Source organism: Luteimonas chenhongjianii (genome assembly GCF_002327105.1).
In the GTDB taxonomy this organism is placed as follows: domain Bacteria; phylum Pseudomonadota; class Gammaproteobacteria; order Xanthomonadales; family Xanthomonadaceae; genus Luteimonas; species Luteimonas chenhongjianii.
The window spans coordinates 617627-633532 of record NZ_CP023406.1; the positions used below are offsets into that span (position 1 = coordinate 617627).

Genomic DNA, 15906 nt, shown 5'->3' on the forward strand with positions numbered 1-15906 from the left:
CGCAGCGCGGCGGTTTCACCGGAGGCTCAGCTGAGGTCGCCGTCGACATAAAACCAGCGGCCGTCCTCGCGTACGAAGCGGCTGCGCTCGCGCATACGCACCACGCTGCCACCGCCAACGCGGTAGCGGGCGACGAACTCGACTTCCGCGTGCGCGGCGTCGACGACATCGTGGGCCTTGACGTCGAGCCCCAGCCAGACCGGCTGCGGCTCCTCGAAGTCGATTGCCGCCGGACGCGTCGACGCGTGCCAGCTGGCGCGCAGGTAGTCAGCGTCGCCGCGCACATAGGCGACGTAGCGCGAGCGCATCAGCGCTTCTGCGTCCGCCGCTGGCGCGCCGGCATGCAGAGGGCCGCAGCAGGCCGCATAGGCACGGCCTCGGCCGCAGGGACAGGGTTCGACGACAGGGGCGGGTTTCGACATGGCGCCAGTGTGCGGGCGGAGACGCCAACCGCCAACCGCGCGCCCGCTATACCCAGCCGCGCGTGGCGAGCGACACCGCGGCGCCATCGCCAACGACAAAATGGTCGAGCAACCGCACATCGACCAGGGCCAGCGCCTGCTTGAGCTGCGCGGTGACCGCGCGATCGGCGGCGCTGGGTTCGCGGCTGCCACTGGGGTGGTTGTGACCGACGATCACCGCGGCGGCATTGTGCGCCAGCGCGCGCCGTACCACTTCGCGGGGGTGGACCTCGGCGCCGTCGATCGTGCCGCGGAACAGTTCCTCGAAGGCAAGCGCGCGGTGCCGCGTGTCGACGAACAGGGCCGCAAACACTTCGTGTGTGTAACCCCGCAGGCGCTGGGAGAAATAGCGGCCGGCCGCTGCCGGGTCGGTCATCGCTTCGCCGCGCGCCAGCTCCGCCGCGAGCACCCGGTTGCCGAGCTCCAGCGCGGCCGACAGCGCGCAGGCGCGAGCGGGGCCCAGGCCGGGCAGGGCAGCCAGGCCCTTCGCGCCCCGCTCGACCAGCGCGCGCAGGGGGCCGTGCGCGGCCAGCAGCTGGCGTGCGGTCGTCACCGCGTCCTGGCCGCGAAGGCCGGAGCCGAGGAAGATCGCCAGCAGTTCGGCATCCGACAGTGCGGTCGCGCCCTGGCCCAGCAGCTTCTCGCGCGGTCGTTCGGTCGCCGGCCATTCGCGGATGTGCATATGCGTTCCATTCGGGAGCGCCGGTACGGGCGGCGTGCGCAAGGGGAGAGCGACGCGCCACCCGGACCGGCGAAGACTCCATTCCAGCGCGCACCCGCTGCGCCTGCAGCCGGCTGGGGCGGATGCTTCGGGTAAGCTGTCTGCCGGTTTTCCGGTAGGACTTCGCCGACGATGGGCGCCGCTTCGACTCCGCTGCACGGGCAGCGCATCCTGCTGTGTGTCTGTGGCGGCATCGCCGCCTACAAGGCCGCGGACCTGGTCCGTCGGCTGCGCGACGCCGGCGCCGAGGTGCGCGTCGCCATGACCGAGAGCGCCCAGCAGTTCGTCTCCGCGACCACATTCCAGGCGGTCTCCCACCACATCGTGCGCACCACGCTGTGGGACCCGGGCGCCGAAGCCGCGATGGGCCACATCGAACTCGCGCGCTGGGCGAGCCGCGTGGTCGTGGCGCCGGCGACGGCCAACACCCTGGCCAAGCTTGCGCATGGCTTTGCCGACAACCTCGTGACCACGCTGTGCCTGGCGACGACGGCGCCGCTGACCGTGTGCCCGGCGATGAACCACCGCATGTGGCTGCATCCGGCCACCCAGGCCAATATCGAAATGCTGCGCTCGCGCGGTGTGCAGGTGATCGGCCCCGAGAACGGGCCGCTGGCCGAAGGCGAGTCGGGTCCGGGCCGGCTCGCCGAGCCGCAGGCCATCGTCTCTGCGCTGCCCCTATGAGCGGCGCCCTCGTCGGCCGCCGGGTGCTGGTCACCGCCGGTCCGACCTTCGAGGATCTCGATCCGGTGCGGTTCCTCGGCAACCGCAGCAGCGGCAAGATGGGATTCGCGATTGCCGCGTCGGCCGCACGCGCCGGCGCCGAGGTGGTGCTGATTGCCGGTCCGGTGCAATTGCCGACGCCCGGTGGCGTGCGCCGCGTCGACGTGCGCTCGGCCGCGCAGATGCACGCTGCGGTGTTCGATGCGCTGCCGGCCGATGTCTATATCGGCGCCGCCGCGGTCGCCGACTTCACTCCGGCGCAGGTCGCGCCCTCGAAGATCAAGAAGCGGCCGGGCGAAGACGGCCTGAGCCTGCAGCTGGTCCGCACCCGCGACATCCTCGCCGATGTCGCCGCTTCCACGCCGCGCCCGACCCTCGTCGTCGGATTCGCCGCCGAGACCGACGACGTCGAAGCCAACGCGCGGGCCAAGCTGCTCGCCAAGCGCGTCGATCTGATTGCCGCGAACCGGGTCGGGGTGGCCGGCAGCGGTTTTGAAAGCGACGACAACACGCTGCGGGTGCACGACCTCGCAGGCCAGGTCCAGCTGGGCCCGGCTTCCAAGGCCGAGATTGCCGACCGTCTGGTCGCAATGCTCGCCGACCGACTCATGAAGGAAGTCCGATGAACTGTGTCCTCGACGTGCGCGTGCTCGACGCACGCTTCGGCCAGCAATGGCCGCTGCCGGCCTACGCGACCGACGGCAGCGCGGGCCTCGACCTGCGCGCCGCGCTCGACGAACCCCTGGACCTGCTGCCCGGTGACGCCGCGCTGGTGCCGTCGGGACTCGCCATCCACATCGGCGACCCGGGGCTGTGCGCCGTGGTGTTGCCGCGCTCGGGCCTGGGCCACAAGCACGGCATCGTGCTCGGAAACGGCACCGGCCTGATCGACGCCGATTACCAGGGGCCGCTGATGATCAGCGTCTGGCACCGGGGCAAGGACGCTTTCACCATCGAGCCGGGCGACCGGATCGCGCAGCTGGTGATACTGCCGGTCGTGCGGGCCACCCTGAATGTGGTGGATACTTTCGTCGAAACCGCGCGGGGGACCGGGGGATTCGGGCATTCTGGCGTGCGCTGACGGGGAGGTCACATGAGCGATAAGGAACCGCGACAGACGGCGGTGGTACTGGCGCAGCTGCGCCAGGCCGCGCCGTTGCTGGCGGTGTTGTTGGCATTGCTGGCCGGCTGGGCGGCGTGGGTGGGCTGGCAGCAGCTGCGCGGAGAACAGCGTCTCGCCGCCGCCGAGCAGGGACGCGACGCCGCCGTGGCCGCGACGACGCAATCGCTCGGCGCCGAACTCGCCCGTCTGGAGGCACGCCTGGCCGAGCCTGCGGTGCAGGGCGCGCTGGCCTCGGGCGATCTCGAAGCCGCGGGCGCCGCGCTCGCCGCCGGCTGGCCGCAACTGATCGCGGCGGAAATCGTCCCCGGCGATCTGAAGGGCGCGTACGCCGCGCTGGACGAGGGCGGCTTCGGTCGCCTGTCCTCGCTCGAAGCGGCCCTGGTCGCGGGCCGCCCGGCGCTGACCGTGGCCTCGATCGACGGCAGGCCGCAACTGCTGGTGACCGCACCGGCCGAAACGGACGGCCGGCTCGTCGGCGTGGCGCTGGCTCAGCTGCCGTTGGCGCGGGCGACCGCCGGGCTCGAGGGCGCGCCGCTGGATCCGGCCACCTATCTCGCGCTGCGCCAGGGCAACCACACCCTCCTTGCGCGCGGCGACGAAAGCCTGGCGAACGTGGCTGCACGCATGGCCCAACCTGTTCCCGGCACGCCGCTGCGTATCGCCGCGGCCGTGCCCCGTGTCGGCCCCGCGCCGCTGGGCCTGGGCGCGGTTCCGTTGCTCGCCGCTGCTGGCCTGCTGGCACTGCTCGCGGTGCTGGCCTTGCGCCTGCCGCGCGGGAGCGGAGTGGTCGTCCGGTCCGACGACACCACGCCCACCCTGGCCCAATCGCTGCTCAGCGCGCCGCCCGAAGCCGCCGAGGGCGATGCGCCGACGCCGCTGCCGGTGCGCGAGGAGGTGCCGAGAAAGAAGGCCGCCGCATCGTCGGTCGTGCTCGACCCTTCGATCTTCCGCGCCTACGACATTCGCGGAATCGTCGGCACGACGCTCGATGCGGGCGTGGCCGAACTCGTCGGCCAGGCGGTGGGTTCGCTGATGCGCGAACAGGACCTGACCGACATCGTCGTCGGGCGCGATGGTCGCCTGTCGGGGCCGGAGCTGGTCGCCGGTCTCGTCGCCGGGCTGCGCAAGGCGGGCCGCAACGTGATCGACATCGGCATGGCGCCGACGCCGGTGGTGTACTTCGGTGCCTATCACCTGCGCACCGGCTGCTGCATCTCGGTGACCGGCAGCCACAATCCGGTCGACTACAACGGGTTCAAGATCGTCGTCGGCGGCGAGACGTTGTCGGGCGAAGCAATCACCGACCTGCATACGCGGGTGGCCGAGGACCGTCTGTACACGGCGCCGCAGCCGGGCGCCGTATCGGAGCGCGACATCGGCGACGACTACGTGCGCCGGATCGCCGACGACATCCAGATCGCCCGGCCGCTGAAGGTCGTCGTCGATGCCGGCAATGGCGTGGCCGGCGAACTGGGGCCGCGCGTGCTCGAGGCGATCGGCGCCGAAGTGGTGCCGCTGTACTGCGAGATCGACGGCACCTTTCCCCACCATCATCCCGATCCGAGCGAGCCGCAGAACCTGGTCGATCTGGCCAGCACCGTGCAGCGGTTCGATGCCGACCTCGGCATCGCCTTCGACGGCGATGGCGACCGTCTGGGCGTAGTGACCAGGGACGGCGAGTCCATCTTCGCCGACCGTCTGCTGATGCTTTTCGCTGCCGACGTGCTGGAGCGCAATCCGGGCGCGATGATCGTCTTCGACGTGAAGTGCACCGGCCGCCTGCCCGGCCACGTGCTGCGCCACGGCGGCAGCCCGCTGATGTGGAAGACCGGCCATTCGCTGATCAAGGCCAAGATGCGCGAGACCGGCGCCGAACTGGCCGGCGAGATGAGCGGCCACTTCTTCTTCGCCGAGCGCTGGTACGGCTTCGACGACGGCATCTACGCCGCTGCGCGACTGCTCGAGATCCTCGCACTCGACGACGATCCCTCGGCCGTGCTCAAGGCCTTGCCGACCGGCGTGTCGACGCCGGAGATCAAGGTGCCCGCGCCCAATGGCGATCCGCACGCCTTCATCGCGCGGGTGCAGGCCGAGTCCGCTTTCGACGGCGCGCGCCTGTCGACGATCGATGGGGTACGTGCCGACTGGCCGGACGGCTGGGGTCTGGTCCGTGCGTCGAATACCACGCCGGTGCTGGTCCTGCGGTTCGACGCCGACAGCCGCGAGGCGTTGCTGCGAATCCAGCAGACCTTCCGCGGGCAGTTGCTGGCGATCGATCCGGATCTGGAATTGCCGTTCTGAGAGCGGCTTTCCGCGGCCAGCGGCCGACCGCCTGACGTCTCTGCTGGGGCGCCATCAGCGCACGTCGACGAAGCGGGGCGCCCGTGCGGAAGCCCCGGGGTGTGCGCCGACGCTTTCGCAGGTGCGCCGCTGGAGCCGCAGGTGCGACACGTCGGCTTGCAAGGGCACGGACGGGCGCCGGCCGCGGGAGCGGCCCCCGGAAGAGGCGCGATAGGCGGCGGCCGGCAGCAGCGCAAAATGGTTACTGCCTTCCCGGATCTGCGCTTCGACAGGGCGGTGCCCGCGCAAACTGCAGCCCATCGTCTCCCGCCCCACGCAGCGAAGCGCCGGGTCGCCCTGACCCGGTCGTCCCGGGCCGTCCTGCCTTCCGACAGAGGACCAGGCGCCGCGCCGACCGTCCATCGCGACGTCCTGCCATAGGCGCGACGCTACTGTGCATCGCAGTCTGGCCGTCCTCGTCCGAGCAAGCCGGCAGATGCGACGCCACCATCGCTCCCGCGCCCACGTGGCACTGACGGTCCTGTTGTGGCTGGTCTCGATACCACTGCAGGCAGCTGCGCCATCGCCGCCCGCGCTGATGCTCGCCCGGGACCTCGGCACCACGCAGATCGACGTGCCGGCGTACTACGTCAGCGAAAAGCTCGACGGCGTGCGTGCGCGCTGGGATGGCCGGGCGCTGTGGACGCGCGCTGGCCACCGCATCGCCACGCCGCCGGCATTCGTCGCGGGTTGGCCGGATACGCCGATGGATGGCGAGTTGTGGGTCGCGCGCGGCCGCTTCGATGTCGTCAGCGGGATTGCACGGAGCTCCCGGCCCGATCCCGCGGCCTGGGAGGCAGTGCGCTTCATGGTGTTCGACCTGCCGGCGCATGCGGGCCCGTTCTCGGAACGTGTGGTGGCGATGCGCGCCCTGGTCGCGCAGACGGCACGCCCGCAGCTGCGGGCGGTCGAACAGACCCGGATGACGACACGCGCCGCGCTCGACGCACGCCTCGCGCAGGTCGTCGCCGCCGGCGGCGAAGGACTGATGCTGCACCACGCCGACGCACATTACGGCGTCGGGCGCAGCGCCGCCCTGCTCAAACTCAAACCGCATGACGACGCCGAAGCACGCGTGGTCGCGCACACGCCCGGCAAGGGCAAGTACGCGGGCGTGCTCGGTGCGCTGGTGGTCGAGCATCACGATGGGCGTCGCTTCCGGATCGGCACCGGTTTCACCGACGCCCAGCGCGCCAACCCGCCGCCGCCCGGCAGCTGGGTGACCTATCGCTACAACGGCCTCACCTCGACCGGCCTGCCGCGCTTCGCACGCTTCATGCGCACCCGCGACGAGATGCCTCCCTAGGAATCGCTGATTCGTCCCGGATACACCGGCCCCGCTTCCTGCGCACGCCCCTCCCCAAGGCCGATGCGAAAGTGAGGGTCACCCGGCTGAAGGCAACGGCGGCAGGATTTTCCAGCCACGCGGCCCGCTCTCCGATTCAGTCGGTCCGCGGCGTCGAGCCAGCAAGCTCCGTAAGCGGCCGCGTGGCTCACGCGCCCTCAATGGGGTTCCCCGCGCGGAGGAAGAAGGCGTGCGGCGACTCCGCTGGAGATGCGCGGGCGCTGGGCCCTCTTCCAGTGAGGGCGCGCCTGTCGCCCGCTCCTCCAAGCCGCCCGCGACCTTCGCGGGCACCGAACCCGGCACAGAAAAAAGGCCCGCCATCAAGGCGGGCCTTCTCTCACTTCAAACAGCCGATCTCACGGCAGCCGCTCGTCATCCCGGCGACGCTCGAGATAGCCCTTGGCCCAGCGGTCCGCCACGCGTCCCGCAGCTTCGCGTCCGCCCAGGCCGAAGGCCAGCGCCGTGGCCACCGCGACTGCGCCCAGCACCAGGCCGAAGGCGAGATTGACGATGTCGTCGGCAATGCCCATCGCGCGCAGGCCCATCGCGATCACCAGGCCGAGAATCGCGATACGGGCGATCCGCGAGAGGCCGGGACCACCGACGGGATTCGCGCGCTGGATCGCACGCGCGGCAAGGTCGGCCAGCCAGTAGCCGACGACGAGAATCACGGCGCCGAGCAGAATGTCGCCGCCAAAGACGATGAAGGTCGCCAGCAGGTCGCGCACGCCGACGAAGCCCAGCCGGTGCGCCGCCTCGACGGTGGCGAAGAGCATGATGAAGAACAGCGCCACGCGGCCCACGAAGGCGGACAGTCCGCCGGCCCGGGACGCAGTCGTCAACGGCGCGCCGCTGGTCGGATCGACCAGCGTGCCAGGCGCGGGCGCGGACGTGCCCGCGGCGGCGACCGGATCCGCCGACTGCAGCGCGGTGTCCAAGGGCGATGGCGTGCGCGGCGTCGGGCTGAACAGATGAACCAGGCCCAGGCGTTCCGGCACACTGTCGAAGCCAAGGTTCTCGAGCAGACGCGCCAGCAGCCCCGAGACGAACCGCCCCAGGTACCAGGCGACGATCAGGATCAGCGCCGCGGCCAGGATGTTCGGAATCGCGCTCAGGAAGATGCCGAGCATCTCGCTGGCCGGCTCGGAGATCGCGCGGATCGCCAGCGCATCAAGCGCGGCGATCAGCGTCGGCACGATCACCAGGATGAAGGCGAGCGTGCCACCGAGTTGCGACAGCTTCATTCCTTCGGTGACGCCGTCGCGATTGCCGAAGCGGTCGATGCCGGTCGCTGCCAGCAGGTTGGTGACCAGGCCACGCAGCACCTTGGCCACCAGCCAGCCCACCAGGCCGATGACGACGGCGGCGAAGATGTTCGGCAGCATCGCGGTGACCTGCTCGGTCATCCCCGCGAGCGGAACCATCAGGCCTTCGATGCGCAGCGCACCGACGATCGCGGGCAGGAACAGCAGCAGTACCAGCCAGTAGACGACATCGCCGAGCACGGCCGAAATCGGCTTGACGCCGGCCGAGGCCGACAGCCGCTCGTCCCAGCGTCCCGCTGCCATCAGCCGGTTGATCGCGGCGCGCAGGACGGTTGCCAGCAGCCAGGCCACCAGCGCGAGCACGCCGGCGAGGATGATCCGCGGCAGGTACAGCATGACCTCGGTGGTCAGCGCCGAGAACGGTCCGTACAGCCCGTCGAAGCGCAGCACGTTGAAGACGCCGACCAGGGTGAGGAGGATCACGAACCAGAACCCGATCGACGCCGCCACCTTGACGATGTCGAGCTGCGCGGCGGTCTGGCTGTTGAGGCGTTCGTTGACCCGCAGCCTGGTCAGCCCGGTGCGGATCAGGCCGCGCACGAACAGCGCCACGATCAGCCCGAGGATCAGCACCAGGACGGCGCCCAGCACTGCCGGCAGGTAGTGGCCAAGGCTCAGTTCGAGTTGCCGGGCAAGTGTGTTGGGGGGCATGGAACAGTCTCCTCGCGGGGACGCGGCGAGCGCCGCGCCGATCGATGGATGGTCGGCCGCGTCAAATGCGCGGTCGAGGACGGATCAGCATCGGAGATGGGAAGTCGCGTCGCGGGAACCGGCTGATGCGTGACGCCTCGCGTGCGAGGTCGAACTCCGTGCCGGGCACAGTGTGGCCGCGCCCGGTGTGGGCTCGGGGTGAACACAGGCTGTGCAGGGCGGAGGCCTGGGCCGTGGACTGCGATCGTCATCCGGCCCGTCTGCAGTCACTTGGGGATGCGGGTCCAGCCAGCGCGGCGTCGCCGCGCTCGGTGTCAGCAGGCGCGTTCCTTCGCGAACGGATTGAGGCGACGCACCCAGCTGTCGCCGCAATCGATGTCGACAGGTGCAGGCTCCACCGGCTTTGCGGGCGCAGACGCGGCCGCACGTGCGCGTTCGAACCCGGCGATCTTCTCGCGGATCTGCGGCATCGCCGCAAGCGCCGCGCGTTCGCCCTGGAGGATCGCCGCATTGCGCTGTTCGAAACTTGCCGGCCCGATGTCGCCGACCTGGGGACGGATCACCACGTCCGCGCGGGCCAGCTCCTGGCGGCCCAGGTTCTGACCCATGATCGCGATCGACTGGTTGACGATGCCGAGCATGCTGCCGGGCATCGTGCCGCTGGCCTTGCTGGAAATGTCGACCGCGATGACGAGATCCGCGCCGAGCTGCCTGGCTGCATCGACCGGTACCGGGCTGACCACGCCACCGTCGACGTAATGCCGGTCGCCGATCTTCACCGGCTCGAACACGCCCGGCACGCTGCTCGACGCGCGGACCGCCTGCCCGGTATTGCCGCGCACGAACACGATGCGGTCGCCGGTCTCCAGCCGCGTGGCGACGGCGGCAAAGGGGATGCGCATCCGGTCGAGCGTGCGGTTGCCGACCTCCTGGTTGACGTAGTTCTGCAGCGCCACGCCCTGGACCAGACCGCCGGAGAACAGGCGCACGTCGCGGATGCTCGATTCGTCCAGCGCCACCGCGCGCTCCTGCATCTGGAACGGATCCATGCCGCTTGCATACAGCGCCCCCACGACGCTGCCGGCGCTGGTGCCGGCAACGACGTCGGCCTTGATGCCGTTCGCTTCGAGCATCTTGATCACGCCGATGTGGGCGAAGCCCTTGGCCGCGCCGCCACCGAGCGCGAGGCCGATGCGTACCGGCTGCGACCGCGGCGTCACCTGCGCCGGCGTTGCCGGCTGCACGGCGACTGGCGGGGTCGGGCGTATGTCGTCACGACCACATGCGGCGAGCACGAACAGGGCGGCGGTGATCAGCGCGGTGCGCGCGTGGCGATGGGCGGTGCGAAAACGCATGTGATGGCGGGCCGTTGCGGGACGGGCCGAGGATACGCGCGCTGCGCCTGTCGGCGGCTGAAGCACGCGCGGACGCGCGGGATTCAGCGGGCGCTACCGAAACGCGTGCCGAAGAAGTCGCCGTCATTCCAGCGCGGCGCCGCTTCCGCATCGCCGACGATGCGGGCGAGCGCCGCGCTCACGCGCGCCATGCGCGCCGCGTCCGCGTACTGGATCGGCAGATCCACCTGGTCGCAGGGCTGGTGGTAGCAGTTGCGCAGGAACCAGGTCGCCGCGATCTTCGGATTCTGGCTGTCGTTGGCCGGGCTCACGCCGGCGTCGAGGTACAGCGCCGGAATGCCGGCGCGTATGAACGCGTACTGATCGCTGCGGACGAACGCGACCTCTTCGGGGAAGGGGTCGGGCGACACATCGACACCGACCGCTTCCGCGGCCTGCGTCACCGCCGCCTGCAATGTGGAATGCTCGCTGCCGATGGCGATGATGTCGCGCGTCGGCGCGGTCAGGACCGGCATGTCGATATTGATGTTGGCGACCAGTCTGCCTGCCGCCGCCGGCGGATGCGCGACCAGCCACTGCGCGCCAAGCAGGCCGTGCTCCTCGGCGGTGAGCGCGGCGAACAGCGTACTGCGCCCCGGCGCGGCGTCAGCTTGCGCAAGCTCGCGCGCCGCCTCGATGAGGATCGCGACGCCAAGCGCGTTGTCGAGTGCGCCGTTGTAGATCGCATCGCCGTCGACCGGCGCGCCGTGCCCGAGATGGTCGAGATGCGCGGTGTGCACGATCGACTGCGTGGCCCGTGCCGGATCGCTGCCGGGCAACATGCCGAGCACGTTGCGTGATTCGATGTGGTCGATATGGCTGCGCGTGCGCAGGGTCATCGTGCCCGGCAGCGCGAAGGGCGCCAGGCGGCCGGCCCGCGCGGCATCGAACAGTTCTGCCGCGGTACGCGGGCCGTCGGCGAACACCAGGTCGGCCGCGGTCGCGGCGACGCGCACGCCCGCGCGCAGCTGGGCAGGGGTATCGATCGGCCGGTCGTCGCCATCGCGCAGGCGCATCGCCGGTCGGCTCGCCTGCGCGACGCTGCGCGCCCAGGGCGAGCCGGCTTCGTCGTCGACGGTGTTGACCAGCACCAGACCTATCGCACCACGCGCGACGATCGCCTCGGTCTTGGTGCGCAGGCTGGCGTAATGCGCGAAGGGGTCGGGCTCGAAGCTGCGCGGCGCACCCCCGAACACGATCGCGATGCGGCCATCGAGATCCATGCCTGCGAAGTCGTCGTGGCCGAGTTCCGGCGCATGGATCGCCTGGCCAACGAACACCGCAGGCGCGGTGAGTTCGGTGGCACCGGCATTGAAGTCCGGCAGCGGCAGGAACTGGTCGCGCGCGCGCAGCGCGATCGTGCGGCCGTTGCGCGCCACCGACAGCGCGGCCGCATCCGGGTCCGCAGTGGCGCGTACCAGCGGGACACGCTGGAACCAGCCGCCCTCGTCGCCCGCGGGTTGCAACCCGATATCGGCGAAACGCTGCGCGACATGCTCGGCGGCGAGATCAAACCCGGGGGTGCCGGTTTCCCGTCCAGCCATGCGGTCGTCGGCAAGCGCGCGCACGTCCGCCTCGATCCGCTGCCCGGCCGGTGTGTCATTGACGACCACCGGTGCAGGCGGCATCGGCGCCCCCGGCGCGGTCTGCGCCTGCAATGCCGAATCCTCGCTACGTCCATCACAGGCCACCAGCATCAGTACGCAGGCAACGCTCAGCAGAGGACGGGTCATGCGGTGGCTCCGATGCGGGAGGGCGACGGTAGCATGCACCCGCGCCGGCACGCGCCGCCTCAGGCCGCAGCCCTGCCCACTTGCCCGCTGGCTCGTCGGACCCGACCGGGGTCGAAAGATCCGCGCATGCGCGGCTGAGATGCGGCCGGTGTCGAAGGACTGGCGTTCTGCGGGGGCGTCGATGCGCGGTCGTATCGGCGGATTGCCCGCGCCGCGTTCCTTCGATGACGGTGGGCAACCGCCGCGTGCTTGCAGCGCCGCTACGCGACTTGTACGAAAACGTCCGCCGGCAAGGCACGGAACCAACCGGACGATCGCTCCAGTGCGGCCTGCCGCAGGACGACCGGTGCCGCGGCGCCCGCGTCAGCGCCTGAAGCGGACGTAGGCGCGTTTGGCCAGATAGACGAGCTGGCCACCGATCCCGGCGTCCTGCGCCTTTCGCAGTGCGGTGTTCTCCGCGTAGAGCATGCGGATGTGCGCGTCGCGCTGGCTGACCAGTTCGCGCATCTCGGCCACGTCCGCGGCGTCGAGGACTGCACCTTCGACGAACCGCTCGGGCAGCTGCCGGTTGACGTAGTACGTCGTATGCCGCTCCGCGATCTCGTCCGTCGGCCGGTCCTTCGTATAGAAGTAGAGCGCGATGGACCGACGCGTCAGGCCCGCATGTTCGGGCGGCAACCGGATCCGGTCGAACCCGTGCCAGGAGCGTTCCGACGTCTCGAAGATGGCGCAGCGGTTGAAGGCCGGCGCGATGGAGACATCCGGACGCGGCGAGCCGTGCGGGTCGCGGAACAGTTCGAAATTGCCGCCCCACTGCGCGTCCCAGACGGGGTTGAGATAGATGATCAGATTGAGCCGGCGATGCCAGCGTTCGCTCGGATGGAAGTTGAAATCCACATGGGGATCCAGGCTCATGCCGTCACGGTTTTCGTGCGTGCCGCCGCCCAGATACCAGGGGTCGTAGATCAGCGATTCGATTCCGGTCAGCCGCGACAGCAGCTGCAGGAATTCCTGGCTCCGGATTGCATCGTCCAGCTCGCGGTAGGCCGGGCCCAGCTGTCGCACCTTGTCGGATGTGGACTTGCCGCCCGGCTGGCCATCGTCGCCGATGAAGTTGCCCTGCTCGAAACCCGGAAACTCGGCCAGCAGGCGCCTGGCGAAAGCCGGTGCGAAGAACTCGTCGATGACCGCGTGCGGAAACGGTTGGGCCGCCACGAAATCCGCACCGAGGCGATCAGCAGCCTCGAGAACGGGCGTGTTGATGATCGAGGTGCGAGGCGTTCCGTCCATGGGCCGTGCTGAAGTCGTCGAGGACCGGGAGTGTAGCCCAGCGCCAATCGCCGTCAGGACGTTCCGGGTGGCGCCGCTTACGGCAGCGCGCTCCCGTTGGAGGCATCGGTTACCCCCGACAGCTGACGGTGGGGAAGCATCCGCGTGGCCGAGGTTCGCGGACGCCCGAAGCCGCTCGTCCTCATAGATCCGGAAGCGATTGCTGCAGTGTCGCGTAGTCGCCCCAGGGATGGGCCTTGAGCCGCTTGAGCCGCGCCGGGGCATTGCGCAGGGTGAAGGCATCGCCAGACTTCACCCGCCCGAGCTCCTCCCAGCGCAGCGGCATCGACACCGGCGCGCCGGCGCGTGCCCGCAGCGAGAACGAGGCCACGCTGGTGGCACCGCGGCCGTTGCGCAGGTAGTCCACGAAGATGCGGTCCTTGCGGAATTTCTTTGTGGCTGTCGCCACGTACTTCAGCGGGTCCAGTTCCACCATGCCCTGTGCGAAGGCATGCGCGAACGGCTTGACCACGCTCCAGTCGGCGCCGGGCGACAGTGGCGCGACGACATGCAGGCCCTTTCCTCCCGTCGTGCGCACGAACGACTCCAGCCCCAGCTGCTTGAGCAGCTCACGGACATGTCGCGCGGCGGCGACGATGTCGGGCCAGCTGACGCCTTCACCCGGATCGAGATCGAACACGATGCGGTCGGCGATGTCGGGCGCATCCGCATGCGCCCCCCAGGGGTGGAACTCCAGCGCATTGAACTGCACCAGCTCGAGCGCGGCGGCGGCATCGTTGACGACGAGGTAGTCACCGCTGCCCGACTCCTCCTTGAGCCGCACCGTCTCGACCAGGGTCATGCCCGCGGTGTGGTGCTTCTGGAAGAAGCAGGCACTGGCGATGCCGCCCGGGCAGCGGATCACCGACTGGGGACGGCCGGCGATCTCGGGCAGCAACCAGGGCATCGCCGCGGTGTAGTAGTCGGCGACATCGCGCTTGGTCAGCGTGTCGCCGGGAAACAGCACCTTCTCGGGACTCGACAGGGTGGGCGGCGTGCGCGGCGCGTCCGAAGTGGTGGCTGACCCGGTGCTTGCGGCCCGCCCGGTCCTGGCGGCCGCAGCGCGTTTCGGCGCCGAGGCCGTGGCCGGCTTCGCGGTCTTGGCTGCGGCGCGCTTGCGTGGCGTCGGGGTCGCTGTCGGACTCGCCATCGTGTCGTCTCCATTGCGGTCGCTGTCATGCAGATCGTCCACGGACTTGTCGGGGCGCACCGCCTTGAGCGATGGCTGGCGCAGAAGCCCATGCCCTCCGGTGCCGCGCGAGAAGACCTCGACGACGAATCTCGGCGCAAACCATTTCGCCGCACGCAGGTCGGTGTCGTTGGGTGGCACGAAGACCGTGGGCACGTCGCGTCCAGCGCGGCCGATCCTCGGGGTCAGCTCGGTCAGCAGCGCATCGCTGAAGCCCGAGCCCACGCGGCCCGCATAGCGCCAGCCGTGCTCGGGATCGGGCCGGGCCAGCAGCAGCGAACCGAAACCGTTGCGGCTGCCCTTGGGCGGTGTGTAACCGACGACCGCGTATTCGTCGCTGGCCAGCTCCTTGGTCTTGCGCCAGTCGTCGCCGCGGCCGGGGCGATAGGGGCGGTCGCCGCGCTTGGAGATGATGCCTTCGAAGCCCGATTCCGAGGCCAGTTCCACCGCGGTCTCGGCCGCGCCTTCGATGTGCGCGCTGTAGGCCAGGTGCGCCGGCGGCCTCTCGCCGAGAATGCGCTGCAGCAGCGCCTTGCGCGCGAACAGCGGCGCATCGGAGATGTCGACGCCGTCGACATGCAGCAGGTCGAACAGCACCAGCGCCAAGGCGCCCTGGCGCTCGCCCGAGAGCGTGCCCTGCAGCAGGTTGAAGTCTTCGCGGCTGCCGCGCCCGGCAATGAGCTCGCCATCGAACGCGGCCGATTTCAGGCCCAGCCGCGCGACCGCGGCGGTGATCTCGGGGACCTTGGCGGTCCATTCGATCGCATTGCGCGACCACAGCCGCACCTTGCCGCGGGCCACGGTGGCCAGCAGGCGGTAACCGTCCCACTTGAGTTCGTGCAGCCAGGCCTCGCCCTGCGGCGCGGCGTCGCCGAGCTTGGCGAGCTGCGGGGCGAAGGGCCCGTCCGGCGCCGCGCCGCGCCTGGCACCGTCGAGCCTGCGCGCGGCGGCCGCCCAGTCATCGCTGCGCTTGGCTGGCGCCTCGACCTCGCGCTCCTTGCGCTTGCGCGCCTTGCCGGTGCCGGCGCGTTTCGCATCCTCGGCTGGCGGCGGGGGGATATCGGCCAGAAGATCGTCTGCCTCGAGCGCGCCGGCGAACTCGTCGCGGTCCTTGAACAGCAGCCATTGCGGCTGACGCGCCGGCTTGTGGGATCGCACCAGATGCCATCGACCCTTCAGCTTGCGACCGAAGAGTTCGAAACGCAGATGGCCCTTGGCTAGCCCTTCCTCCGGGTCGCCGTCGGCAGCCCACACCCCGGTGTCGAAGCGGGCGACATGGCCACCGCCGTATTCCCCTTTGGGAATCTCGCCTTCGAAGCCCGCGTAATCGAGCGGATGGTCTTCGACCTCGACCGCCATGCGCTTGACGGCCGGATCGTAGCTGGGCCCCTTGGGCACCGCCCAGCTCTTGAGCGCATCGCCGATCTGCAGACGGAAATCGTAATGGCGGCGGCTGGCATGGTGCAGCTGGACGACGAAGATCGCACGCTGGCCACGCGGCGCGGGCTTGCCCGGCTCGGGCTCGCGGGTCGTATCGAAGCGCCGCTTGCGCCGGTATTCGGTTAGCGACAC

10 protein-coding genes and 1 pseudogene are annotated in these 15906 nt (G+C 70.2%); 4 read left to right on the top strand and 7 right to left on the bottom strand.

What is annotated here, in order from left to right:
- Positions 1-26: 26 nt before the first annotated feature.
- Entirely contained in the window at positions 27-422 is a 396-nt protein-coding gene (locus CNR27_RS02830; protein ID WP_096296848.1) for a YchJ family protein, read from the bottom strand.
- 46 nt (positions 423-468) lie between these two features.
- Positions 469-1143, bottom strand: a complete 675-nt coding sequence (gene radC, locus CNR27_RS02835) for a RadC family protein (protein WP_096296849.1) — start codon at positions 1141-1143, stop codon at positions 469-471.
- Between the two features lie 171 nt (positions 1144-1314).
- Between radC and coaBC the strand changes: the two are divergent.
- The 4 genes and pseudogenes from coaBC to CNR27_RS02855 all read left to right on the top strand — a co-directional run bounded on the left by coaBC (position 1315) and on the right by CNR27_RS02855 (position 6674).
- A pseudogene (gene coaBC / locus CNR27_RS02840) lies at positions 1315-2531 on the top strand (bifunctional phosphopantothenoylcysteine decarboxylase/phosphopantothenate--cysteine ligase CoaBC).
- Complete coding sequence (gene dut / locus CNR27_RS02845) at positions 2528-2986, top strand: dUTP diphosphatase (protein ID WP_096296850.1); 459 nt, start codon at positions 2528-2530, stop codon at positions 2984-2986. The pseudogene coaBC and the gene dut overlap by 4 nt, the downstream one beginning before the upstream one ends.
- A gap of 12 nt (positions 2987-2998) precedes the next feature.
- A complete protein-coding gene (locus CNR27_RS02850; protein WP_096296851.1) occupies positions 2999-5329 on the top strand; it encodes a phosphomannomutase/phosphoglucomutase in 2331 nt (776 codons plus the stop codon).
- A 505-nt stretch (positions 5330-5834) separates the two neighbouring features.
- Positions 5835-6674 (top strand): DNA ligase, encoded by an 840-nt coding sequence (locus CNR27_RS02855; protein ID WP_245815733.1) that lies wholly within the window; start codon positions 5835-5837, stop codon positions 6672-6674.
- 395 nt (positions 6675-7069) lie between these two features.
- Here CNR27_RS02855 and CNR27_RS02860 read toward each other — a convergent pair whose 3' ends face one another.
- The 5 genes from CNR27_RS02860 to ligD form a co-directional block, all read right to left on the bottom strand.
- Positions 7070-8689 carry a mechanosensitive ion channel gene (locus CNR27_RS02860; RefSeq protein ID WP_096296853.1) on the bottom strand — a complete coding sequence of 540 codons (1620 nt, stop codon included), beginning with the start codon at positions 8687-8689 and terminating at the stop codon, positions 7070-7072.
- Between the two features lie 314 nt (positions 8690-9003).
- Complete coding sequence (locus tag CNR27_RS02865) at positions 9004-10044, bottom strand: patatin-like phospholipase family protein (RefSeq protein WP_096296854.1); 1041 nt, start codon at positions 10042-10044, stop codon at positions 9004-9006.
- A gap of 83 nt (positions 10045-10127) precedes the next feature.
- A complete protein-coding gene (locus CNR27_RS02870; protein ID WP_096296855.1) occupies positions 10128-11816 on the bottom strand; it encodes a M28 family peptidase in 1689 nt (562 codons plus the stop codon).
- Positions 11817-12179: 363 nt separating this feature from the next.
- On the bottom strand, positions 12180-13106 hold the full coding sequence (locus CNR27_RS02875; protein WP_096296856.1) for a 2OG-Fe(II) oxygenase: 927 nt from the start codon (positions 13104-13106) through the stop codon (positions 12180-12182).
- Positions 13107-13287: 181 nt separating this feature from the next.
- Positions 13288-15906, bottom strand: coding sequence for a DNA ligase D (gene ligD, locus CNR27_RS02880; protein ID WP_096296857.1), 2619 nt, complete (start codon positions 15904-15906; stop codon positions 13288-13290).

What these genes read in the sequence shown, in the direction of transcription:
- CNR27_RS02850 (WP_096296851.1), top strand. Translation starts at nt 2,999, where the DNA reads ATGAGCGATAAGGAACCGCGACAGACGGCGGTGGTACTGGCGCAGCTG.
- CNR27_RS02830 (WP_096296848.1), bottom strand. Translation starts at nt 422, where the DNA reads ATGTCGAAACCCGCCCCTGTCGTCGAACCCTGTCCCTGCGGCCGAGGC.
- dut (WP_096296850.1), top strand. Translation starts at nt 2,528, where the DNA reads ATGAACTGTGTCCTCGACGTGCGCGTGCTCGACGCACGCTTCGGCCAG.
- CNR27_RS02860 (WP_096296853.1), bottom strand. Translation starts at nt 8,689, where the DNA reads ATGCCCCCCAACACACTTGCCCGGCAACTCGAACTGAGCCTTGGCCAC.
- radC (WP_096296849.1), bottom strand. Translation starts at nt 1,143, where the DNA reads ATGCACATCCGCGAATGGCCGGCGACCGAACGACCGCGCGAGAAGCTG.
- CNR27_RS02865 (WP_096296854.1), bottom strand. Translation starts at nt 10,044, where the DNA reads ATGCGTTTTCGCACCGCCCATCGCCACGCGCGCACCGCGCTGATCACC.
- CNR27_RS02870 (WP_096296855.1), bottom strand. Translation starts at nt 11,816, where the DNA reads ATGACCCGTCCTCTGCTGAGCGTTGCCTGCGTACTGATGCTGGTGGCC.
- CNR27_RS02875 (WP_096296856.1), bottom strand. Translation starts at nt 13,106, where the DNA reads ATGGACGGAACGCCTCGCACCTCGATCATCAACACGCCCGTTCTCGAG.